Here is a 22,727-nt window from a genome sequence, read left to right as displayed (position 1 = left end):
GCCCTACCCCACCGGGGCAATATAAAAGTGCGTCGCTGTTTATGTTCCTGATTCTGCTTGTTGGCGTACGATAAGCGTACCCTTGCTGCAAGCCTGACCCTTTTCCGACGATGACTCCCAACTACTTCGAGTTTTACGAGCTGCCAGAAACCTTTCAGCCCGATGAGGCCGCGCTCAAGCGCCGCTACTACGCGCTCAGCCGCGAATATCACCCTGACTTCCACGCCACCGAGAGCCCGAGCGCCAACAGGAAATTCTGCAACTGGCCACGCTCAACACCAACGCCTACCGCACCCTCGCCGATCCTGACCAGCGAATGGCCTACATTTTAAGCCAGCACAACCTGTTAGAAGAGGGAAAACAAGAGCTACCCCAGATTTTTTAATGGAAGTAATGGAGCTTAATGAACAGCTCATGGAGCTGGAATTTGAGCCCGATCCAGCCGTTGTGGAACACGTCACCCGCGAAGTCAACGCCCTGACGGACACGCTGGAAGCAGGCATTGAACCGGTACTAGCCGGCTACCCCGGTCTGCCCGCAGATGCCCGCCCTCGGGCCCTAGAACAAGTGCGAACCTATTACTTGAAAAAGCGCTACCTGTTGCGCATTCGCGAAAGTCTGGCTAAGTTTGCTACCCGTTCATGAATTACCGACATGAGCGGCACGGAATGCCCAGATGGCGGAATCGGTAGACGCGTCGGTCTCAAACACCGATATCGAAAGATGTGCCGGTTCGACCCCGGCTCTGGGTACAAAAACGAAGAAGCCTCCTTGCAAGCAAGGAGGCTTCTTCGTTTTTGTACTTGGCCTAAACGAAACCCAGTGCGAGTTGCCTCGTTACGCTTTAGGAGAGCAGGCCAGCCTGCTTGGCGGCGCCAATTAGGTGAGGAGCGTTTTTAAGGGTAGCCAGCACGAAGCGTTTGGCTGATTCTTTTACCTCGTCCTTGCTGACCTCGCGGGTTTCTTCCAGCACAAACTCACTCAATGTTTTAAAGGCTTCCGTAAGAGCTTGGCGCTTGGGCTGGTCGGCGCGGAGCTGCTCATAGGCTAAGGCTATTTGGGCGTCGATTTTGTGGCGGCGGGTGCTGAATACGGTGTTCTGGCCCACGTGCGGCTTAATCCGGTCGAGCAGCTCTACCAATGGCACCAGCCGGGTAGCGGCAGAAAGCAGGAGCTTGTCGCGCTTGGCGGTATGGGTGGGGACGGGAGCTATTTGTGCAGAAGCCAGCGGGAGTAGCGGCTCGGGAGCGGTAACGGAGTGCTGTCCTGCGGGCGGCGCCGGGTTTGGGGGCGGGTTCAACATACGGTAGCTCAAGGGTAACGCACCAAGGAATACAGCCAAAATAGGCATAATCTGATGGAGTAAAAAGCGCCGAGGCGCACAAAGCCCCAGCGGTTGCCGGGGCTTTGTGCGCCTCAGCACACTACCTTTTTGCCCGGCCGACTAAGCCCAATGCTCCTCAATAAAGCTGGCGTGGTGCTCAAACTGCTGCATCCAGTGCGGCTCGGCGTAAAAATTGGTCCATATCCGCTTGAAGGCAACGGTGCTGATCGGCACGTCCTTGGCATTTCGGAAAACGAAGCCGCGGGCAGGGTTGAAAAAGACGTAAGCAAAGTAGGAAGGGCCCGTGGGTCCCTGCTGGGTGTACACCTGCACAATGTCGGTTTCGTAGATTTCCTGCCCGTCCATATCGAGCATGCCACTGGCCAGCATAATGCGGTTTTCGCGCTTGAACTCGGTTTCCTTCAGGTCTTGCAGGGTCACAGGGCGTTCTTGTCCGTCTCCCACTGCTATGGTATCTCCCACTTTCAGGCCCGTGAGCATACGGCCTTTGGTTGAGGTAGGAAGCCATTGCCGGAAACGAGTAGGATGCTTCATAGGTAAGTATATACTCCGCGAGAGTTTAGGAAAAACGATCAGACAAGACACCATATTTTCCCTAAAGCTGCATCTCGGCATACCACCCCTACCTTATTGAATAAAGCCCGGGCGAATCAGGTTCTCAAACGTGAAGATTTCGTCCCACTTGGCCTGGGTCAGCAGCTGCCGGTCCGTAACGGCAATGTCGTACACGGTTTTGCCAGTTTTCAGGGCTTCCTTCGCAATTTCCGCCGACGTTTCGTAGCCCAATACCGGGTTGAGTTGCGTGACGATGCCAATGCTGTTGCGCACCATATTTTCGGCGTGGTGGGCATTGGCCGTGATGCCCACCACACACTTCTCGCGCAGGGTATGGCAGGCGTTGGTTAGGTAGGAAATCGACGTAAACAGGGCAAAGGATATTACCGGCTCCATCACGTTTAGCTGTAGCTGGCCAGCCTCGGCGGCCATGGTCACGGTCAAATCGGCCCCGATAACGTAAAAGGCCGTCTGGTTGACTACCTCGGGCACTACGGGGTTTACCTTGCCGGGCATGATGCTGGAGCCGGGCTGCAGGGGCGGCAGATTAATCTCAAACAGACCCGTGCGCGGGCCAGAGGATAGCAGGCGCAAATCGTTACAGATTTTGGAGAGTTTCACGGCCGTGCGCTTCAGTACGCCGGAAAGCTGTACGTAGGCACCGGTATCGTAGGTAGCCTCAATCAAGTCGCCGGCCAGGCTCAGGTCCAGGCCAGTTACGTCGCGCAGGTGCTTGGTTACCAGCTCTGCGTAGCCGGGAGGCGCGTTTACGCCGGTACCAATGGCGGTAGCGCCCATGTTTATTTCACTGATAAGCCGGCGGCTGTCCTCAATGCGCAGCAATTCCTCGCGCAGGTTGGTGGCAAAGGCCTTGAACTCGTCGCCCATGCTCATGGGCACCGCATCTTGGAGCTGGGTGCGGCCCATTTTCAGCACATTTCGGAACTCCTGCCCCTTGGCCGCAAAGGCATCGGCCAGCTCGCCCAGGGCCTGGCTGTAGCCCACGAGCTTGTTGCTGAGGGCAATGCGGAAGGCCGTGGGGTAGGCGTCGTTGGTCGATTGCGAGCAGTTGACGTGGTTGTTGGGGTGGCAGAACTCGTACTGGCCCTTTTGCTTGCCCATGAGTTCCAGGGCGGCGTTGGCTAGCACCTCATTGGCGTTCATATTCACGGACGTGCCGGCGCCGCCCTGAATCATATCGGTTAGAAACTGATCGTCGAGTTCCCCGCTGGCTACCCGCTCGCAGGCTTTGATAATGCACTCGGCAATGGCCGAATCTAGCACGCCTAGGTCGCGGTTGGCCATGGCGGCGGCTTTTTTTACGTAGGCCAGGGCCTGCACAAACAAGGGTTCCGACTTCAGCGGAATTCCGGTGATGCGGAAGTTTTCCAGGGCCCGCAACGTCTGGATACCATAGTATACTTCGTTAGGAATAGCTCGTTCGCCAAGGAAATCGTGCTCAAGCCGGGTGGTAGTTTGCATAACAGGAGGAAAAGGAAACAGAACAGAAACCTAAAGACGGAAAACAAGAGCCGGGTTGCGGCTTTTAGCTAAGTCAAGGGTAAGGAAAGGCGGCGAAGGTAGTGGGCGGGGCCGAAAACGGCGCCATTGGCCAGGGTTGCCCAACTGCTAGCGTTCTACTCTATCTACCAGCCTGAGGTTGAGCTTACCCATCTGCCCTAAACTTCATTCGGTCGTGGATTTAGGTCAGAGCTCTTCGCCCAGGTAAGCAGAGCCGGTCCACTCCCACCTTATGATTGTCAACGTTGAGATTAACCGGGCACCAATAGTCACTGTCTAGCTTTCTCACGATGAACCGCTTATAGACTAAGTGCTTTTGTGCAATGCTAGAGGAATGGTGTATAGCTAGGTTTATACTTCCGTGTTTACTCTTTGCCTAACTCGACATCTTCTTCACTATATACCATTTTACGAAATATTCGTAGAAATACGAATATTTCGTATATTAGCCTGATACCGATACTACTGCCTTTGATACAGGTGTCGGTTTGCTATTTACTTTACTTGCATGCTTACCTGTTGCCGTTTGCTCTGCTGCTGCCGTACGTTGCTGGTTGTGCTAGTGGCATGTCTGACCCTGCCCACTGCGGGCTGGGGCAGGCCCGGCTCAGCGGCGTGGTGCTGGACTCCCTAACCCGGCAGCCGCTGCCCTTTAGCACGGTATTTCTGGCCAATACTACCCTAGGCGTTACCACGGATGAGGCGGGGCGGTTTGTGTTTGAGCGGGTGCCGCCGGGCAGCTATGAAGCAGTAGCTTCCTTTTTGGGCTACCGCCTACGCCGCCAGCCGGTGCTGATAGCTACCAGTGCCCAGCACCTCACCTTCCGGCTCCCACCGGCGGCCACAGCCCTGGGTGAGGTGGTGGTATGCCCTACCCCCAACAACCCGGACGATTACCGCAAGTTCGTAGAGTCGTTTCTGGGAGCCACCAGCTTCTCGCGCCAGTGCCGCATCCGCGACCCAGAGGCGGTGCGCGTGCACTACGACCCGGAAGCCAACGAACTACACGCCACTTGTTCGGATTACGTGACGGTAGAAAACCGGGCGCTAGGCTACCGTATCAAGTACTACGGCCTGGATTTTCGCCTGAACTTCCGGCAGCAGTGGGTGGCGTTTTACGGCTGGCCGATTATGGAGGACCTCACGACCACATCGGAGCGGCAGCGCCGCCGCTGGCAGGAAAACCGCCGCCAGGCCTACGTTGGGTCGCTCACCCATTTTCTGCGTAGCGTGTACGATAACCGCGTAACTGAGGAAGGCTTTGTAGTGCAGCGCTTGCGCCGGGTAGTGAATCCGGCCCGCGCCCAGGCCGATAGTTTGCTGGCCCTTATGCGCCAGCAAACTACCACGCGCCGCCTACTGAACCCGGCCCGCTTCGACGATTCCCTGCAAGCCCTGGCCGCGGTGCCGCGCCAGCCGGAGTACCTGTACACGCGCCCCCTGGCTACTGAGGCATATCGGCAGCAACTCCCAGACGCGGAGCGCGTGGCCCTGCAGTTCCCCGACTTACTTCAAGTCAGCTACGGCCGCGAGAAGCCCGACCCAACGTATGCCGCCCATCTAGCCCGCACGGCGCCCCTGGGCCGACCGGCTCCAGCGGCGCCCACTACGCAGGTCTCCGTGCTACACCTGCTACTGCCGCAAGTGCTGGTGCAGGCCAATGGCCAAGCCACCAACCCGTTAGGAGTGCTGACAGAAGGGTACTGGGGCTTCGAGAAGCTTGGGGAGTTTCTGCCCGTGAACTACCAGTTTGAGCCGCTCACAAGCACACGCAAAGCGCGTATTCAGTAAGGCACTAGCTCGTCAGATCGAGCTTCTACTGTAACAATACGATAACAGGCCACCACTCACGGCGCTAGACATTGAAACCATTAACAAAGCCACCCGGCTAAGAGAAACTGTTGTTACGACAGCTTTTCTTAGCCGGGTGGCTTTATAACTACTGCTCCGAGCTTCTATTTCGCCGGAAGGAAATCCTAGCTTAAGCTGCCTGAGCCAGGGGGCGCACCACTTCGGCATCCACAATTTCTACCACAAAGCCATTTTCGGGAGAGTAGGTTTTGCGGTAGTACACCACCAACTGCCGGCCGCGGGGCGAAGTGACTTGCGTGGTGCACACGTCGCCGTAGGCTTTTTCCTTTTCCAGGAAAGGCTGTAAGGCTTGGATGGTTTGCAGAAACTCCGCCGGCAGCAACCCGTGCTGCTCCTGCAACTTCACGGCGCTAACGGGGTACAAAAAACGAGTGTTGAAGAGAATCATGAAGGCAGAAAACAAGTCAGATTGGCTACTTGCTTTTAACACCTTGGACTCATCCTTAATTCCTACCCACCAACGAATTGCGTTCCTTTCTTTACTGGTTGAAGCTGACCTGATGCGCACTTGCAGGCTCGCCCATTTACCCGCCGTACTGCCGCAGAATTCCGGCCAGCGCAGTAGCTCGGGCCGCATCGTTGGTGTCGGCGGCGGCCAGGTACAGGTGCTGGAGCGTGAAGAGCTGCATTCCGATTTCCCGCTCAAACAGGGCGGCATCGGGGCGGGCGGCGTAGTAGGCTAGGTGTTGGGTGGTGCGGGTTGTGAGTGTGTCCATGATTTCGCGGGCCCGGTGGGTTTCGCCCACTGCCACCAAGGAAGGCACTAGGTCAGGGGTGTAGGCGTCGTAGGGCAGGGCCGTGTCGGGTAGCACCGTCAGGCACTTTTGCAGCACTTTGCGGGCGCGAGGGTGGTTGCCGGCCTCCACGTAGGCGCGAGCCAGGCGGGCAAACTGCTCCCGGTAGCCGCTTAGGGTGAAGCGCTGATTTTCATCATAGTACACCTTGGGGTTGTTGAGGTTGCGGTAGCTGTACTTGCGCATCAGGGAGTCATAGAGCAAGTCTTTTGCTACTTCTCCTTCCTCTGGCAAGCGCAACTCTGGCCGGAGCGCGGCTGGGGCGCGGCACGGCAACACCCGACAGGCCAGCCCCTCCAGCTGCAGGTAGGGCTCCAGGCCCATGCGGGTGGCTGGGCTTACGGTATTGGCAAAGTACACCGGCCGCTGCCAGTTGTTGGTAGCCAGCACATCGAGTAAGGCCAGTTCCCGCTTTTCCAGCGCCCCCGGCTCACGTCCCATTCCAGGCGCGAAACTATCTGGGCTAGCCGCTCCGGGGGCACCATGCCGCTGCGCCGCACCGCGGCCGTATCAACGGGTAGCACCAGGTGGGTAGCGGGGTAAGAAAGCAGGGTTCGGGAACCGTCGCCGTAGCTAACCTGCAGCAGGGGGCTGTTTTGCTCCACCAGTTGCACAAACTCGCGCACGTTCAGCTCGCGCACGGCGGGATTTTCTACGAAGGGCAGGTAATCATTGGTGCCCTGGCGGTAGCGGGCCGGGCTAATGGACAGGGGTAGCGGAGCCGACTGGTAACTGCGCTGGCGCATCTGCTCCACGTACCAATCGGTGTTTAAATAGCTGGATACCAGCACGCGCACATCGGGGCGCACGCCTTCCACCTCCTGGGCGTACCAGAGCGGGAAGGTGTCGTTGTCGCCCTCCGTAACCAGAATGGCATTGGGGCCAGGGTGTTGAGCACGTTTTTGGCGTAGTCGACGGAGCTGAAGCGTCCGGTCCGGTCGTGGTCGTCCCAGCCTTCCGTGGCCATGAGGGTTGGTACGAGCAATCCTAGTGCCGAAGCCAGCAGCACCCGCGGCCGGCTAGCCGAAAGCAGGCGACCCAGGGCGGCGTGCAAAGCCGGCACGCCCAGCCCAATCCAGATGCAGAAGGCCAGGGTAGCGCCGGCAAAGGTGTAGTCCCGCTCCCGAGGCTCCTGGGGCGGCTGGTTGAGATAGAACACAATGGCCAGGCCGGTCAGCAGAAACAGCAGCCCCACCACCAGAGCCTGCCGCCCGTTGCGGCGCAGCTGCCACACCAAGCCGGCTACCCCCAACAGGAATGGCAAGGCGAGCAGGGCGTTACGGCCCCGGTTTTCGGCCACGCTGGCCGGCACCGCCTGGGTAGTAGCCCAGGGCCAGAGTACGCCCGCGTGCTGCACGTCGCTTTCCCGCCCGATGAAGTTCCAGCCGAAATAGCGCCAGAACATGTGCCCGAACTGGTACTGCCACAGGAAGCTCAGGTTCTGCGTCATGGTAGGCTTGCGGCCTTCTTCCAGGTCAGTAACCCACTTGCGGTACTGGCGCACCAGCTCAGGGCTAGTCCCGGCCGGGCCGGCGTAGATGCGAGGCAGCAGCACTTTATCGGGGGCCTCATAGCGCAGCTCCGGACGGTGGTCCGTGATGATGTAACGGCCGTTTTGGCGGGTGTAGCGCGGCGCCCCGTCCTCCTGGGCTACGGCCTGGGCAAACAGGTGGGGCCCGTAGAGCAGGGGCCGGTCGCCGTACTGCTCGCGCTTCAGGTAGCTCACGAAGGAGAGGATTTCGTTGGGCGCGTTTTCGTTGATGGTAGGGCTGAAAGAGCTGCGGATGGGCACAATCAGGTAGCTGGAGTAGCCAATGAGCACGAATACCAGGGCCAGCAGGGCCGTGTGCAACCCGCGCCGACCCTGCTGGTAAGCCCACCGAAGCGCCAGCAGCAATGCCCCCAGCCCGGCCAGCAAAAACAGCAGGAGCCCCGAGTTATAAGGTAGCCCGAAGGTGTTCACGAAGAACACCTCACTGGCCCCAGCCAGGGTAGGCAAGCCCGGAATAATGCCTTCCAGCACCAATAGCACCAGCCCGCTACCCCCTAATAGTGCCAGTATAGTACCCCGTCTTGTGGGTTGCGCCGTGCGGCGGAAGTACCACACCACGCTCAGCACCGGAATGGCCAGCAGATTCAGCAGGTGCACCCCAATGCCCAGGCCAATGACGTAGGCAATGAGCACTAGCCACCGGTCCGAGTCGGCCTCGTCGGCGCGCTTTTCCCACTGTAGCATTAGCCATACCACCAGGGCCGTGCCCAGGGTAGAAAGGGCATACACTTCCGCTTCCACAGCGTTAAACCAGAACGAATCAGAGAAGGTAAGCGCCAGCGCCCCACTACCCCACTACCTAGCACCAGGGCAGTTGCCGTACCGGGCATGAGCTCCGCAGCCTGGGCCGGCCGCAGGAGCTTTGCTGCCAGATCCGTGATGATGCCGAACAGCAGGGTAACAGTAGCGGCACTAGCCGCTGCCGAAACCAGATTCACCAGCACCGGCACCCGGGTTGGCTCCCCAGCAGCTAACAGGGAAGCCAGCCGACCCAGCAGTAGGTAGAGTGGGGCGCCGGGCGGATGCGGCACCAGCAGCTTGTAGGCACTGGCGGTAAACTCGCCGCAGTCCCAGAAGGAGGCGGTAGGCTCCAGCGTGGCCCAGTACACGCCCAGTGCGAGCAGAAACAGGGCCCGCCAAACACGGGTTTAAGTCGGGAATACAGCATCTGGCAAGAAGGTAAGGGTGACGAAAAACCGCATCCGGCGGCCCGGAATGACTTCCAGAACGCCGGATGCGGTTTTTCGCTTAGCCGTTGCCTTTCTCCCGAAATTTGTAGGTGGTTTATAAACTCAGCTCCACCGTTACGGCCGTGGAGCCGCCCGCATCATCGTCGGTTACCAGCAGCAGCTCATAGTGTTCTGGGCCCAGGCGCCGACGCCCGGCCACGCTTTCCACTTTGCCTCGGTAGGCGCGGCCGCCGGGCAGCTCCAGCCGAGCCAGTTGCACGGGCAACACTTTTGCTGCCCGGTTGGCCAGCTGTAGCACGCCCACAAACGAGCCCAGCACGGCCCCGTCGAGCACGGCATCCTGGGTGTCTTCTACCGAGGCCGTGACAAATAGTCTATCCTCAAACCAGGTAGCCCCGGAAAAACCGGCGGGCTTCCCATCAATAACGGGCAGCTCAAACAGCTGGGCCTGCACCGACGGAACCTGCGGGCTACGGTGCTGCAAATACGCCAGCGCGGCCTCCAGGGGCAGACGAAACAATAGGTTACCGGCTGCCGTGCCCACGGTGCGCTGAAACAGCAGAAGCTCCGTAGTGGTAGCCGCCGCCGCCTCCAGGTTCAGAACCACGCCGGCGGGTAGCACTGCCCGCAAGGCCGCGTACAGTCCGCTCAAGGAAATGGGGTACACAGCGCCGGCACCACCGGTTTTGGGCAGCGGCACCCAAAAGCCCTGCTCGCGCGCGGCCGTGGCCCCCGAGCCCAGCACCAACAGGCCAGTCTCGCCGGTAGGGGTAGTCAGGGCAGTGAGGCACTCCAGATCCAGCTTCAGTTCCTTCGGAATTCGGCCGCTGCTGAAGTGAGCCGTTTCGAAAAGCCGGGTGGGCTCGCCCGCCGCCAAGGTAGCCGCATCCAGCTGATACAGGTAGGGCGCATCGTCGCCGATGATGTAGGCCACATTACCGACTACCTCCACTCCCGAAGCCGAGGGTAGCTTCGGCAACACTGCTTCGTGACGAATAAGAGCCTGCATCATTGAGGGTCTTGGGAGATTGATGATTGGGTATATGCGCTTAACTGCCTGAGGTTGGTAAACTCCTGGTTTTTTTGACACCGGTTGCCGTTGCTTTAAATCTGACAGTCAGTCATGGACAAAGAAGCGTTGTAACCAAGGCACTACATCCCTAAGACCCTACTTCACAATCGTAAACTCTACGCGCCGATTCAGCTTGCGGGTTTCCTCTTTTTCGTTGGATGCCCGGGGCGGCTGCCACCGTAGCCAATGGTGCTGATGCGAGTGGTGGGGATGCCGCGCGTCACGAGGTAGCGCTTCACCTCGGCCACACGCTCCTCGGAGAGCTTCACGTTCAGGTCGGGCCGGCCCTGGTTATCAGTGTGGCCCTCCAGGCGAATATTGACCGTGGGGTTGTCCTGCAGAGTGCGAGCCAGGCGGTTCAGTTCGGTGTAGGAAGCGGGCAGCAGGTTGTATTTGCCCTGCGCGAAGATTAGCGTTGGCAATTCCAGACTGGAGCCCACGGCGGCCGGCACCAGCAGCAACTCCAGGGCCCGGGAGCCGCTCATCGTAACCGTATCGGTAGCCGTGAGGTAGTCCGCGCGCGAAGCCAGCAGGCGGTAGCGGCCGGGCGGCAGCGTAAGCTGGTAATTGCCTCCCGCCACATCGGTGCGGGCCGTGGCGTTGAAAGCCAAGTCGTTACCCAGCCGAATGGCTTTCACCTCCGTGGCCAGGGGCTGCCGCGTTTTGGCATCCAGGGTCCGCCCCGTTAGCAGGGTACGAGCGGCCACGGCGGGAGCTACAGGCTCGGGCGGAGCGGGGCGGGCCGTGTCGCTCGGGGCTACCCCCGTCACCGTGCGGAACAAATCGGCGGGGCCATTGGCCGTGCGCGAGGCAGCATAATACGCCTGCTTGCCATCGGCGGAAAGGCTTAGGTAGGCATCGAAGCCGGGGCCATTCAGGGGGCGCCTACGTTGCGCGGCTCGCTCCAGCGGGTCCAGGAGTCGTCGAGGCGCTGGCTGACGAAGATATCGGCGCTGCCGTAGCCGGCGTGGCCGTAGGAGCTAAAGTATAGCGTTTTGCCATCGGGAGCCAGCCAGGGAGCAAAGTCGAAACCAGGAGAATTGATAACGGCGCCCAGGCTGACCGGGTCATTCCAGATGCCATCAGCCCCGGGCCGACTCAGGTACAGGTCGTTGCCGCCTTGGGAGTCGCCGCGCTCCAAGGAAAGCAACAGAATTTTCTCGTCGGGCGTCATGAAGAAGGACGTAGCGGGGGCCGCCGAGTAGTAGTTGGCAATGTCCAGGGGCACCGGATGCCCATTTTTTCCAGTGGCACCCCGCGCTACTTGGCTCAGACCCTCATCCCGGAACGAACCGTCCCGCTCGTAATGGCCCCGCAGCAGCAAGGTTTTGCCTGCGTTGGTAATGGCCATCACGCCATTGTGCTGGGTAGTATTTAGGGCATCGAGGCGAGTAGCAGGACCCCAGCTGCGGCCCTCGTCGGCGGAGGTGCTCACCCAGATGTCGCCGGATTCGGTTACGCCTTCCGTGTTGCCGGCGTAACGAGTGCGCACAAAGTACAGGGCGCGGCCATCGGGGGCTAGCACGGGTTGCAGCTCGTTGCCGCCGGGCGTGTTCAGGCTGGCCAATGGCTCGGGAGCCCCAAAACCGGGCTGGCTATTGTCCACGTTAAGCCGAAGCTTGAACAACTTCCATTGCTGGGTGGCGCGGTTTTGCACGCGCTGCCCTACCACGGGAGTGCCGTTAAACTTATCGGCCGCGGCCAGGGACGCGCATTTATCGTTGCCCCGACTCACCAGAATAAAGCTCCCGATGGGCCCCGAGGGCACTAGCTTCCACTGCTGGTAAAAGCTGCCCGTCCAGGGGCGCTGCACCAGGGAAGCGTTTTCATCGGGCTTTTCCAGGGTAAGGCACTTGCCGCTGTGCCGGGCCTCAATGCGGTAAAAGTCGCTGCCCGTGGCTGCCGGCACAAAGCGCCACTGCTGGCTGTTAGCGTGCGTAAACTCCCACTGAATACCCGTAGCGCCGGCCTCAGTGGAGGCGTTGCTGATGTCCAGGGAGCGGCCGCTACTGCGGGCAATAACGCCGTACCACGCGCGCTCATCAGGAACGAAGGTTGCCTGAGCGAAAAGGGAAGGCGAGGCAAGGAAAAGCAATGCCCACAACGGCACTACCAAGCGAAACAGCGGAGTTGTCATGCACGCAAAACGGATGAACCGGGGCGCAAGTTAGCCGAGAAATTTGCGCGGCCCCGGCAATAGCGCGAAAAGGCGCTGCTCTCCTCAACGGGAAAGCAGCGCCTTTTGGTGTGGAATTGTGCGATAGGGTTCTGCCGCTGGCGTCATGTGCGGCGGGCAGCAGAGGCTAGATTATTTGGGCTTGGGGCGGTAGGTACAACCGCCTAGTTGTTGTTGATGTACTTGAAGCGAACAAACCGGTCGTTTTCGTAGATGGCGGTGAAGTGCCCACCCCCAGCCTTGGTATCTGATTTGCGCTCCGCGGGCTTGTGGTTGTGGCTTGCCGAAGAACTGGTAGGAACGGCAGGGTAAGCGCCGGGAGCCATCCCGGGCACATGGCAGATAAAGGAGAGAATCTTGGACGGCATGGCTTGTTTTTCGTTAGCAGTTAGATGTTTAGACACGGGTCAATCTGTGGTTAAGTGAGAAAAAACTGCATTTAAGCGCGTTAAGGCGGCTTTTTGTCAGATCAAATATAAACATATTATCATTTGATTGAACGATGCTAAGGTATATTTTTTCTCCTTAAAATGTAAATCAGTAGCACCCCTGATTTTACCTCCGTACTAGTACGGATATTTCGCCTGCCTTCTTCCGTCCTATATTTTAATTGAAAACTGCCAGTCCCGTTCCTCTCTCATTACGCTCAATAAACGCATTGCAACAGCCTGAAGGCTGTTTTCGAAACTATTGCGCGTACTTATAGCTGCCTTTCCTACCCCGTTATCCGGGTTGAGCCCCACTGTGCTTACTGGCCGGTGAGCCCGCGCCAAATTTCCGCTCGTTTGCTAGCTTTTATTATCCAATTAAACCTGCTTATATCCCTATATACTCCTAACAGGATTATTGCACATTACCGCCTCTACGCGGTATTGGCCGCTATATTACGATATCAACTTGTGGCGCAGCGCGTACTGAATCAACCCCACCACCGACTTGGAATTGGTTTTGGTAAATAGATTGCGCCGGTGGGTTTCTACGGTACGCTCGCTGATAAACAAGGCCTCGGCAATGGCCTGGTTGGAATATTCCTGCGCAATTAGCTGTAAAATTTCCCGCTCCCTGCCAGTCAGTTCGGCTGGGCGGCTGCCCTCCAGCGCCGCCGGAATGTGCATGTTCTGGAGCAGGGTAGCCGCTACATCATGGCTGAAGTAGCTGCGGCCCAGGGCTACCTGGCGAATAGCTTCGCTTAATTCGGCGCGGTTGGCAGTTTTAAGCACGTAGCCCGAGCCGCCAGCTTCCAGCATTTCCGCTACCGTCGCGTGGTCGTGGAACATGCTCAGAATCAGCACCCGAATATGGGGCCAGCGCGAGCGAATAACCCGCGCCAACTCAATACCCGACATTTCGGGCATGTTCAAATCCAGAACGGCTACTTGAATAGTTGGGTGCTGGTCCGCCAGAATGCTTAGTGCTTCGATTCCGCTGTACGCCTGTGCTACCACTTGTAAGCCCGCTTCGGGCCGGAGCAGTCCTTTTATACCTTCTACCACCACCGGATGGTCATCCACCAGCAAAAGTGAGATTGTTTCTTCCGCAGGTAGGGGTTCAGGCATAGCGGCACAGTGGCAGTGCACTGTATTTTTTCGGGCGAAGTAAGGCCCATGAGGTACAAAGAAAGATACTATAATCCTCCTTGATCGTCAATATAAGAACAAGAATATATTATAATAGTTTGACGCCGCTAAACCGGCTTATAAGCATAGCGCGGAGCATACTGGCCCCAAGCCGCCTTACGGCCAACTTAGGCAAAACCACTACGCTCCGCGCCATACTAGGCAAGGAAGCTACTACCCTCTATTTCAGCCCGTACTTGTCCTTGAACTTGTCGCGCAGGTAGGTTTGCTTGGTATCGAGGCGGAAGGCGCGGCCGTCAATCCAGGCGCGGGTTACGTCGTTGGTGCGCATGTCGAGCAGGTCGCCGCGGCTGATGACCAGGGTAGCGCTCTTGCCCGCTTCCAGGGAGCCAAAGTCTTTGTCGATGCCCAGAATGCGGGCCGGGCTCAGGGTAATGGCCTCCAGAGCTTGTTCTTTCGTGAGGCCGTAGCCGGCGGCAGTACCCGCAATAAAGGCCAGGTTCCGGGACCCAGAGGTTTCCTGGGAGCCTTCATAATCAAGGCAATACCGAATACCGGCTTGCTGGAGCAGGCTAGGCAGGCGGTAGGGCTGGTCGTAGTCGTCGCCCTCGCGGCGGGGTAGGGCATGGATGCGGGACAGCACCACTGCCACGTTGTTCTGCTTGAGAAAGTCGAGCATCATCCAGGCGTCGCGGGCGCCTACTACCGTTACCTTCTGCACGCCCAGCCGCTTGGCAAAGCGCACTGCTTCTATCAGCTCCTTGCCATAGTCGGCGTGAATGAATAAAGTTTTGGAGCCGTCGAAGAGGCCGGCCAGGGACGTTAGGCGCAGGTTCTCTTTGCGGCCGGCAGGCTGCTGGCGGTAGGCGCTGGCTTCGGTGAGTAAGCTTTCCAGCTGGCGCAATTGCTCCTGCCGGGCTTTTTCGCGGCGCTCCAGCACCTGGGCGTCGTCGTTGGGATTAGTTTTGATAATCATTACCGGCCAGTTCAGGTGCAGCCCGTCATCGGCCTTTACCTGGGCATCTTGCCAGTTCCAGGCGTCCAGCTGCACCACGCTGCTCTGGCCCGAAAGAATGCCGCCGCGGGGCGTTACTTGCGCCAGCAACACCCCGTTGGTACGCACCGTCGGCAGAATATCGGAGTCGGTGTTGTAGGCAATGAGGCTGCGCACGTTGGGGTTGAACTCGCCTACCTCCCGCTCATCCACCGTAGCGCGAATGGCCTCTACTTCCGTGAGGCCCAGGGTGGAGTTGGGCAGAATCAGGCCGGGGTAAATCTGCTGGCCTTTCACGTCGATAACCTCGTAGGCGGCGCGGTCCTGGCTGAAACTGCCCTGGGCGCCGGCGTAGGTAATGCGGCCTTTATCAAAGGCCACGGCAGCATCGGGCACTACCGTGCCGTTGCCCACGTGCAGGGTGCCACCGAGCAGCAGTACCGGCTTGCTTTGGGCCGGCGCGGGGGCCGGTACCTGCGCCAGCGCGGGGGTAGCTGTTAGTAGAGCCAGGGAAAGAAGTATATGTTTCATGGAGTTGATGTTCTGATGGGTGCCTCACCCCTAGCCCCTCTCCGGGTGGAGAAGGGCTAGGGGTGAGGCACACGTTAGGCAATTCGTTTTTTACTGATCCAGCTCTTTTTCCTCGCCCATGGTATCGCAGTGGTAGTGCTTGTTGGGCTTGGCGGTGGGTAGCTGGGTAGCGGCGCCGCCTTTCTTGGCGTCCAGCATTTTCTGCACAATGCGCAGGCGCTCCTGCTGCATCTGCTGGCGTAGCTGCTGGTCGGTTTCCAGGCTGAACAGCTCGCGGCCATCCACAAAGGTGCGCTCAGCGCGGGCGTACACGCTCAGGGGGTTATCGGTCCAAAGCACTACGTCGGCGTCTTTACCTTCCTTGATGCTGCCCATGTTTTTATCCAGGTGCAGCATTTTGGCCGGGTTGATGGTCACCAGCTTCAGGGCCTCTTCCTCCGAGAGATTACTGTACTTCACCATTTTGGCCGCTTCCTGGTTGAGGCGGCGACTCATTTCGGCGTCGTCGGAGTTAATGGCCACGTTCAGGCCCACGTCGTGCATGATGCCGGCGTTGTAGGGAATGGCGTCGCGCACTTCGTTTTTGTAGGCCCACCAGTCGGAGAAAGTGCTGGCGTTGATGTTGCGCTGCTTCATTTTGTCGGCCACTTTGTAGCCTTCCAGGATGTGGGTGAAGGTATTCACCGGGAAGCCCATACGGTCCGACACGTTCATGAGCATGTTGATTTCGGACTGCACGTAGCTATGGCAAGTGATGAAGCGCTGGCGGTTCAGGATTTCTACCAGGGCCTCCAGCTCTAGGTCGCGGCGCGGGGCCTCGCCCTTCTTCTGCTTGCCCTTGCTGAGCTTGTTCCAAGCCTTCCACTCCTGCTCATACTCCTTGGCGCGGGTAAAGGCATCCACGAACACCTGCTCGGTACCCATGCGGGTTTGCGGGAAGCGCACCATGTTCAGCTCGCCCCAGTTGCTTTGCTTGACGTTCTCGCCGAGGGCGAACTTGATAAAGCCCGGTGCGCCGGCAATTTTCATTTGCTCCGGCGTCATGCCCCAGCGCATCTTAATCAGGGCCGACTGCCCCCCAATCGGGTTGGCCGAGCCGTGTAGGAGCTGAGCCGCCACTACCCCACCGGCCAGGTCGCGGTACACGTCCACGTCCTCGGGGTCCACCACGTCACTGATCCGCACCTCGGACGTTACCGACTGGGTGCCTTCATTCACGCCCTCGGAAATGGCAATGTGGGAGTGCTCATCAATAATGCCGGGCGTGAGGTGCTTGCCGGTGCCATCAATGCTGCGGCCTCCGCTGGGCACGGAGAGGTTGCGGCCAATCTTCGTGATTTTGCCGTTTTGCAGCAGCACATCGGTGTTTTCGAGCTTGCCGGCCGCTTCGCTGGTCCACACGGTAGTGTTCTTAATCAGAACGGTTTGCTGGGCGGGCACTTCCGCGCGGCCATAAGCCACGAAGGGATACTGCACCTGGCCCAACTGGGGCGGCACGGGCGCTTTCACGGAGTCGCGGCGGGCGGCACGGCTGGCTTCTTCTAGGCGGCGGGCCGTCCATTTCACGCTGGTAGCATCCGGGAGCTGGCCGTCGCCCTGGAAGGTGCGGCTCTCGGCGGTGTAGTAGCCGCTGAGGCGGATGGCGCCGCTGCCTTTGGTTTTGGGTGTGGGGTTGAAGACGAGGGTAGCCAGTTCCCCATTCACACTCAGGGAGCCTTTCACCGTGTCGCCGGGAGCTTTGGCAATTTTCAGTTCGGGCGCTTCGGGCTTGCCGGCCAGCAGCAGCTTCATTTCCGGCTGCGTGCCCACTTGCAGGGAGTACACGCCGCGGTAATCCGCCGGGACGGTGCTGAGCTGGTACCGTTCGCCCTGCACCCAGTTGTCCAGCAGCACGTTATCATCGGCGAGCAGGCGGCCGGAGCACACCAGGAAGTTGGCTTCCATGCCAGGGCGCAGGGCCCCTACCCTATCCTGCACCTTTACCAGCGCGGCGGGGGTAGCCGTGAGGGCCTGCAGGGCCTGCTCCTCCGTGAGGCCGTACTGCACGGCTTTGCGCAGGTTGGGCAGAAACTTCTTTTTGTCTTTGAGGTCGGCGGCGGAAATAGCGAAGGGCACGCCGGCCTTGGCCAGCATAGCCGCGTTGGCGGGCGCCATTTCCCAGTGCTTCAGCTCCTGCAGGCTTACCCGGGCGGCGTCGTACACGTCGTCGACCTGGTAGGCGTCGGGGAAGTTCAGGGTCAGGATGAGCGGGGCCTTGGTGGCCTTGAGGTCATTTACGCGCTGGTATTCGTCGCCGCGGCCTTTGATGATGTACTGCACCCCAAACTCGTCGCCGAGCTTATCGGCTCGCAGGGCGTTCAGCTTGTCGCGCACCTCAAAAATGGCCGGCAGACTGCGCTGCTGGTTTAGGGCCCGCAGCGAGAGGTTTTGCTCGCGGGCGGGGTTGCGCTGGTTCCAGTCCGCATCGAGGTAGCTCTGGCGCAGCAGGGCAATACTACCCATCAAGGACGAGGGTAGTCCTGGGTGCTACTGCCCTTGTCGAAGCTGAATGTAGCGGCGGCGCGGTCCTGGAGCAGCACCTCACTTTCGCGGCGGGTAGTGTTCAGGCTCACCAACGCGGCCGTGCCCCGCACTATGCCGTCGGGCTGGTGGGTGAGCACCGCCCCGAAGCCCAGGCGGCGGTAGGCGTCGGCCTGGTCGGCGTTGACTTTGAACAGTTCGGCGGCGTTTACTTCGGGGTGCACAGCTTGGTTCCAGTCGTAGGCTCCGGCTTTGGTGCTTTCTATCTGGGGACCGGCGCGGCGGCCCTGGCGCTCGGGGGCTTTCACCTCGGGTACCCCGTAGGAAGCGTACAAATCCACGAAACCGGGGTAGATGAAGCGGCCCTTTAGGTCCTGGACCACGGCCCCGGCCGGGATTTTCACTTTGGTACCCACGGCTTCTACTTTCCCGTCCCGAATGAGCAGGGTCGCATCTTGAAGGCGGGTTTTGTAATCGGTGAAAATAGTGGCGTGCGTGAAGGCGTACACGCCCGGACGCTGGTCGTAGACGCCGTTGCGCGGGAAGGTAGCGGGCTGCTGGGCCTGGGCCGCCGAGAGGCTGCCGGCCACGAGCCCGCCGGCTAGCCCCAGCCGGCGAAGATCAATGTGCATGGGTAGTAGAAGTAGGTGGAATAGGAAGAAATGAAAGCGTGTGAGGCAATGGCCCATCAAGTGCGGCCGCGGCTTGGTAGCTGACAGGCTAGGAAAGAAGCACCTGGAGCAACCAGAGTTGCACCGCGACAGTATGCCTGAATGACGACCTAACTACGCACCAAAACCCGACAAATCCACCATCTTATGCGCAAAGGCACCCAAGTAACCTGGAAATACGGCACGGGCACCGCTACCGGCAAAATTGAGGAAACCCACAAAGAATCTGTCACGAAGAAGCTGCAAGGCGCCGAAATCACCCGCCACGGCACCCCGGACAACCCCGCTTTTCTCATCGTGCAGGAAAATGGCGACAAGGTGCTCAAGCTCCAAAGCGAGGTAAAACCAGCAAAGTAGCAGGCCGTGTCATTCCGAACGAAGCGAGGAATCTGGGTTGGCTTTCTAGTGGTAAACCTAGATTCCTCGCTCTGCTCGGAATGACACGTGTGTTCGAGCGTGTTTGAAATTTGTCATGCAGAGGCGCAGCCAAAGCATCTCACTCGAATCGTTGAGGTACTATTCCAACATCAGCACGCGAGATGCCTCGCTACGCTATAACGGTCTTTCTACTTGCTTTCTACCCGCTTCAGATGACAGCATCTGGTATAGTTTTAACTCCTTCCGGAACAAAAAAGCCCCACCGAATTATCGGTGGGGCTTTTTTTGTTGTGAGCTAATGCACTTTAGGCATTCTTAGGATCAGGCTCAATAAAGGCTTGCTCCTCCATTTCGGTGGGCACTACCACGATGCCTTGCTGCAGCTTGGAGTTTCTCTTACCGTAGATAAAGTAGACGATAAAGCCAAGCAGCATCCAGCCCATAGCTACTTTCAGGGTAAACGAATCCAGGCCAATAATCAGGGCCGAGCACACCAGCGCGCCCATGACGGGCACCAGCGGGAAGCTGGGCGAGGACAGCGGGGCACGGAACGGACGGGGCTGCGACGGATCGGAACGGCGCATTACCCACACTCCGATGCTTACCAGCACAAAGGCCAGTAGGGTCCCGAAGGAGGTCAGGTCGCCGGCCAGGGAACCGGGCACGAAGGCCGCGAACAGACCCACGAACACCATCAGCATCAGGTTAGACTTGTAGGGAGTGTTGAACTTGGGGTGCAACACCGAGAAGGCTTTCGGCATGAGGCCATCCTTGGCCATGGAGAAGAACACCCGGCTCTGGCCCATGAGCATTACCAGCATTACCGACGTGAAGCCCAGCAGAATACCAATGGTAACGGCCGTAGCCAGCCAGGAGTAGCCGGGCATGTGGGCCCGGATGGCGTAGGCCACGGATGCCTCGCCGCCCACAGCTGGGTCAGCAAATTCGCGCCAGTTGGCCACGCCGGTCAGCACGTGACCGAACAGGATGTACAGGATAGTGCAGATGCCCAAGGAGCCCAGGATGCCGATAGGCATGTCGCGCTTGGGGTTTTTAGCCTCCTGCGCCGCCGTGCTTACGGCATCGAAACCGATAAAGGCAAAGAACACAATGCCCGCGCCGCCTAGTACACCGCCCAGGCCGTGCTTATTCCAGCCCTCGTAGGTACGCACCACTTCGCCGGCTGCATTTTTCACCACGGCATCAGCCGGAATCAGGTAGGGCGTGTGGTTGGCCGAGTTGATGAACTGCCAGCCTACGGCAATGAATACCAGCACGATGAGGGTCTTGAGCACCACCACAATGGCGTTAAACAAGGCCGATTCCTGAGTGCCTTTTACCAGCAGCAGGCTCAGGGCCACAATAATGAGCAGGGCCGGCAGGTTGATGATGCCGTGCTCGGTTACGCCGTTTACCACGGCGTGCTCGAAGGGTGAGTGGCTTAAACTGTACGGTATACTCGTGCCAAAGACTTCCAGCAGCTTGTTCAGGTATTCACTCCAGGCAATACTTACGGTAGCGGCACCCAGGGCGTATTCCATAATCAGGGCCCAGCCAATAACCCAGGCCACAAACTCGCCCATGGTGGTGTAGGCGTAGGTGTAAGCCGAGCCGGCAATCGGAATCATGGCCGCAAACTCGGCGTAGCACAAGCCAGCAAACACGCAGCCGAACGCCGCCAGAATGAAGGCCAGCGTCACGCCGGGGCCCGAGGCCTGGGCGGCGGCGTTGGCCGTGCGCACAAACAGGCCCGCCCCAATAATGGCGCCTACGCCCAAGGCCACAAGGTTACCCGCCCCCAGCGTGCGCTTTAGTGCGCCGTGCCCGGATGAATTGGCTTCGCCCAAGAGCACAGCCAGCGGTTTTTTGGCGAAAATATTTGCCATACAGGTTATTGAGAGAAGAAGAAAAGTGAGAAGGGGATTATGAAATTTGCAAAAAAAGCCGCCTGCAAGCGGCTACGTGGCCCGAATATAGCCCTTTCTCCGGACTGCGGACATGGCCCTGACTGTTGGCCGGCTGATTTTAGCTGCGCAGGTAAACTCGGCCGCAGGCTAACTCTTCGTTAGCCGTAATTCCCTCACAGACTCTTTCTGGTAGAAAAAGCTGCTTGTTCTGCTTGCGACTTGTGGCTTGACTGCTAGCACTTAGGCGGCATCCTTACTGTCCGGAGCCAACACCTCATTAGGCATCCTGGCCCGGCCGCAGCACCTGCGCGCCCGTGGCCGCTACCTAGCCTAGCCAGAAGTGCGCGGAGGAAAGTTGACCTCATATTACTAGTTGTATTCGGAGCCTCGACGGCTTGATGGCGCCTTTTTTAGCGGAATACCCTCTTCGGGCACGACGGCGCCGGAAACCAGCCCGGTAGCCGAACCGAAACAATTCGGAACCAGACCACTTACTACCCTCGTTGGGTCCCGGCAATGGCCCATTTTGTAACCCAACAGTACTATTTTGCCGGGCTAATATTGCGCTTTGCTGTAGGCTGGCTTTGCTTCTTGCTTATATTTGAGAATATGCCTTCCGGCCACCGCTGAGCTGGCCTGCGGGCATCCACCACATCCAACACCCCATGAGTCCTCTGCCTAGTAGTACCGGTTCGGTACAGATTCAGCAGTTTTACGACAAAGGCCTGGCCCACGCGAGCTACGCCATCCGCAGCAACCGCCAGGTAGCCATCATCGACCCGGCCCGCGACCCCCAGCCTTACTACGACTTCGCCGACGAGCACGAGGCTACGATTATTGCCGTCATCGAGACCCACCCCCACGCCGACTTCGTGAGCAGCCACCTAGAAATTGCGCGCGAAACCGGGGCCACCATTTACGCCAGCAAGCTGGTGAAGGCCAGCTACCCCCACCAGACGTTTGATGACGGGCAGCGCATCACGCTCGGCTCCGTGGAGCTGCACGCCCTCAATACCCCCGGCCACTCCCCCGATTCTATTAGCGTGCTGCTCATGGATGAGCTGGGCCAAACCCGCGCCGTGTTTACCGGCGACACCCTTTTTGTGGGCGACGTGGGCCGCCCCGACCTGCGCGAGGATGACAACGTAGGAGGCCACAGCCGCGAACAGCTGGCTGCCCAGCTCTACCAGAGCACCCGCCAGAAGCTCATGACCCTGCCCGCCACTACCCGTGTGTACCCGGCCCACGGCCCCGGTTCGCTCTGCGGCAAAACCACCAGCCCCGACCTGGACAGCACCATTGGCAAGGAGCTAAAAACTAATTACGCCCTGCAGCCCATGTCGCAGGATGAGTTTATTAAGGTCCTGCTGGAAGATCAGCCGTTTATGCCCAAGTACTTCGGGCACGATGTACTGCTCAACAAGCAGGGCGCTTCCTCCTTCGAGGACAGCGTCCGGGCGGTGCCGCGCTTGCACTCGGGTATTCCCCTGGAGCCGGGGGTAGTACTGATTGACACCCGCCCCGCCGAGGAGTTTCGGGCGGGCCACCTGCTCGGGGCCATCAACCTGATGGACGGCGGCAAGTTTGAAACGTGGTTGGGCTCCATTGTGGGGCCGCAGGAACCGTTTTACCTGATTGCCGACTCCCAGATTGCCCTGGACACGGTCATTCGCAAAACGGCTAAAATCGGCTACGAGGGCAACATCAAGGGCGCCTTGCTCACGCCCCGCGAGCTGCCCGTCACCAGCCCCGCCACCGATGTAGAGCACGTTCGGCAGCAACCCCAGGATTTCACCATTGTCGACATCCGCAACCGCACGGAGGCCCAGCAGCCCATCTTCGACAACGCCCTGCTGATTCCGCTGCCGGAGCTGCGGGAGCGGGCCCACGAGGTGCCTACCACCAAACCCGTGCTGGTACATTGCGCTGGGGGCTACCGCTCGGCGGCTGGGGCCAGCATTCTGCAGGCCGCCCTACCGGCGGAGGTGCCCGTGTACGATCTGGGGGAAGCTATTACCTCATTTCAGCCTCAATCGGCAACCGTATAAGTCAGCGTCCGGGCATTTGCGTTC

Annotated in this window: 20 protein-coding genes, 1 tRNA gene and 1 pseudogene; 6 read left to right on the top strand and 16 right to left on the bottom strand. The window is 59.3% G+C overall.

Annotation, left to right across the window (positions count from 1 at the left end):
* The first annotated feature begins 110 nt into the window (after positions 1–110).
* The 3 genes from MUN84_RS17980 to MUN84_RS17970 all read left to right on the top strand — a co-directional run bounded on the left by MUN84_RS17980 (position 111) and on the right by MUN84_RS17970 (position 752).
* Entirely contained in the window at positions 111–332 is a 222-nt protein-coding gene (locus MUN84_RS17980; RefSeq protein WP_244695362.1) for a J domain-containing protein, read from the top strand.
* A gap of 52 nt (positions 333–384) precedes the next feature.
* Positions 385–645, top strand: coding sequence for an iron-sulfur cluster co-chaperone HscB C-terminal domain-containing protein (locus tag MUN84_RS17975; protein WP_244695361.1), 261 nt, complete (start codon positions 385–387; stop codon positions 643–645).
* A 25-nt stretch (positions 646–670) separates the two neighbouring features.
* Positions 671–752 (top strand) — tRNA-Leu (locus MUN84_RS17970).
* 92 nt (positions 753–844) lie between these two features.
* Here the strand turns inward: MUN84_RS17970 and MUN84_RS17965 are convergent.
* From MUN84_RS17965 to aspA, 3 genes are all read right to left on the bottom strand, one after another.
* A complete protein-coding gene (locus tag MUN84_RS17965) occupies positions 845–1,303 on the bottom strand; it encodes a hypothetical protein (protein WP_244695360.1) in 459 nt (152 codons plus the stop codon).
* 141 nt (positions 1,304–1,444) lie between these two features.
* On the bottom strand, positions 1,445–1,879 hold the full coding sequence (locus MUN84_RS17960) for a hypothetical protein (RefSeq protein ID WP_244695359.1): 435 nt from the start codon (positions 1,877–1,879) through the stop codon (positions 1,445–1,447).
* A gap of 93 nt (positions 1,880–1,972) precedes the next feature.
* Positions 1,973–3,382: an aspartate ammonia-lyase gene (aspA, locus tag MUN84_RS17955; protein ID WP_244695358.1), complete on the bottom strand. Its 1,410-nt coding sequence runs from the start codon at positions 3,380–3,382 to the stop codon at positions 1,973–1,975.
* Positions 3,383–3,988: 606 nt separating this feature from the next.
* On the opposite strand from aspA, the gene MUN84_RS17950 reads away from it, so the two are divergent.
* Positions 3,989–5,212 carry a carboxypeptidase-like regulatory domain-containing protein gene (locus tag MUN84_RS17950; RefSeq protein ID WP_244695357.1) on the top strand — a complete coding sequence of 408 codons (1,224 nt, stop codon included), beginning with the start codon at positions 3,989–3,991 and terminating at the stop codon, positions 5,210–5,212.
* 190 nt (positions 5,213–5,402) lie between these two features.
* Here MUN84_RS17950 and MUN84_RS17945 read toward each other — a convergent pair whose 3' ends face one another.
* From MUN84_RS17945 to MUN84_RS17890, 12 genes and pseudogenes are all read right to left on the bottom strand, one after another.
* Positions 5,403–5,681 (bottom strand): hypothetical protein, encoded by a 279-nt coding sequence (locus tag MUN84_RS17945; protein WP_244695356.1) that lies wholly within the window; start codon positions 5,679–5,681, stop codon positions 5,403–5,405.
* A gap of 136 nt (positions 5,682–5,817) precedes the next feature.
* Positions 5,818–6,477 (bottom strand): hypothetical protein, encoded by a 660-nt coding sequence (locus MUN84_RS17940; protein WP_244695355.1) that lies wholly within the window; start codon positions 6,475–6,477, stop codon positions 5,818–5,820.
* A complete protein-coding gene (locus MUN84_RS17935; protein ID WP_244695354.1) occupies positions 6,426–6,905 on the bottom strand; it encodes a hypothetical protein in 480 nt (159 codons plus the stop codon). The genes MUN84_RS17940 and MUN84_RS17935 overlap by 52 nt, the downstream gene beginning before the upstream one ends.
* Positions 6,857–8,670: pseudogene (locus MUN84_RS17930) on the bottom strand (DUF2723 domain-containing protein). The gene MUN84_RS17935 and the pseudogene MUN84_RS17930 overlap by 49 nt, the downstream one beginning before the upstream one ends.
* A 253-nt stretch (positions 8,671–8,923) precedes the next feature.
* Positions 8,924–9,841: a DUF6929 family protein gene (locus tag MUN84_RS17925; RefSeq protein ID WP_244695353.1), complete on the bottom strand. Its 918-nt coding sequence runs from the start codon at positions 9,839–9,841 to the stop codon at positions 8,924–8,926.
* 188 nt (positions 9,842–10,029) lie between these two features.
* Positions 10,030–10,683, bottom strand: a complete 654-nt coding sequence (locus MUN84_RS17920) for an OmpA family protein (RefSeq protein ID WP_244695352.1) — start codon at positions 10,681–10,683, stop codon at positions 10,030–10,032.
* 92 nt (positions 10,684–10,775) lie between these two features.
* Positions 10,776–12,038: an RICIN domain-containing protein gene (locus MUN84_RS17915; protein ID WP_244695351.1), complete on the bottom strand. Its 1,263-nt coding sequence runs from the start codon at positions 12,036–12,038 to the stop codon at positions 10,776–10,778.
* Between the two features lie 203 nt (positions 12,039–12,241).
* Positions 12,242–12,481 (bottom strand): hypothetical protein, encoded by a 240-nt coding sequence (locus MUN84_RS17910; protein ID WP_244695350.1) that lies wholly within the window; start codon positions 12,479–12,481, stop codon positions 12,242–12,244.
* A gap of 480 nt (positions 12,482–12,961) precedes the next feature.
* Positions 12,962–13,588 carry a response regulator gene (locus tag MUN84_RS17905; RefSeq protein ID WP_244695349.1) on the bottom strand — a complete coding sequence of 209 codons (627 nt, stop codon included), beginning with the start codon at positions 13,586–13,588 and terminating at the stop codon, positions 12,962–12,964.
* 286 nt (positions 13,589–13,874) lie between these two features.
* Positions 13,875–15,179 (bottom strand): amidohydrolase family protein, encoded by a 1,305-nt coding sequence (locus tag MUN84_RS17900; RefSeq protein ID WP_244695348.1) that lies wholly within the window; start codon positions 15,177–15,179, stop codon positions 13,875–13,877.
* Positions 15,180–15,269: 90 nt separating this feature from the next.
* Positions 15,270–17,681 (bottom strand): amidohydrolase family protein, encoded by a 2,412-nt coding sequence (locus MUN84_RS17895; protein ID WP_244695347.1) that lies wholly within the window; start codon positions 17,679–17,681, stop codon positions 15,270–15,272.
* A complete protein-coding gene (locus MUN84_RS17890; RefSeq protein WP_244695346.1) occupies positions 17,681–18,331 on the bottom strand; it encodes a hypothetical protein in 651 nt (216 codons plus the stop codon). The genes MUN84_RS17895 and MUN84_RS17890 overlap by 1 nt, the downstream gene beginning before the upstream one ends.
* 186 nt (positions 18,332–18,517) lie before the next feature.
* Here MUN84_RS17890 and MUN84_RS17885 point away from each other — a divergent pair, with 186 nt between their 5' ends.
* Positions 18,518–18,727, top strand: coding sequence for a DUF2945 domain-containing protein (locus tag MUN84_RS17885; protein WP_244695345.1), 210 nt, complete (start codon positions 18,518–18,520; stop codon positions 18,725–18,727).
* Between the two features lie 326 nt (positions 18,728–19,053).
* Here the strand turns inward: MUN84_RS17885 and MUN84_RS17880 are convergent, their stop codons facing one another.
* The gene (locus MUN84_RS17880; RefSeq protein ID WP_244695344.1) at positions 19,054–20,634 is read right to left on the bottom strand and encodes an amino acid permease; all 1,581 of its coding nucleotides are present in this window, start codon (positions 20,632–20,634) and stop codon (positions 19,054–19,056) included.
* A gap of 686 nt (positions 20,635–21,320) precedes the next feature.
* On the opposite strand from MUN84_RS17880, the gene MUN84_RS17875 reads away from it, so the two are divergent.
* The gene (locus MUN84_RS17875) at positions 21,321–22,703 is read left to right on the top strand and encodes an MBL fold metallo-hydrolase (RefSeq protein ID WP_244695343.1); all 1,383 of its coding nucleotides are present in this window, start codon (positions 21,321–21,323) and stop codon (positions 22,701–22,703) included.
* The last annotated feature ends 24 nt before the right edge of the window (positions 22,704–22,727 follow it).

This window comes from Hymenobacter sp. 5516J-16 (genome assembly GCF_022919335.1).
Lineage (GTDB): Bacteria > Bacteroidota > Bacteroidia > Cytophagales > Hymenobacteraceae > Hymenobacter > Hymenobacter sublimis.
This window is presented reverse-complemented; position numbering and strand designations above follow the sequence as displayed.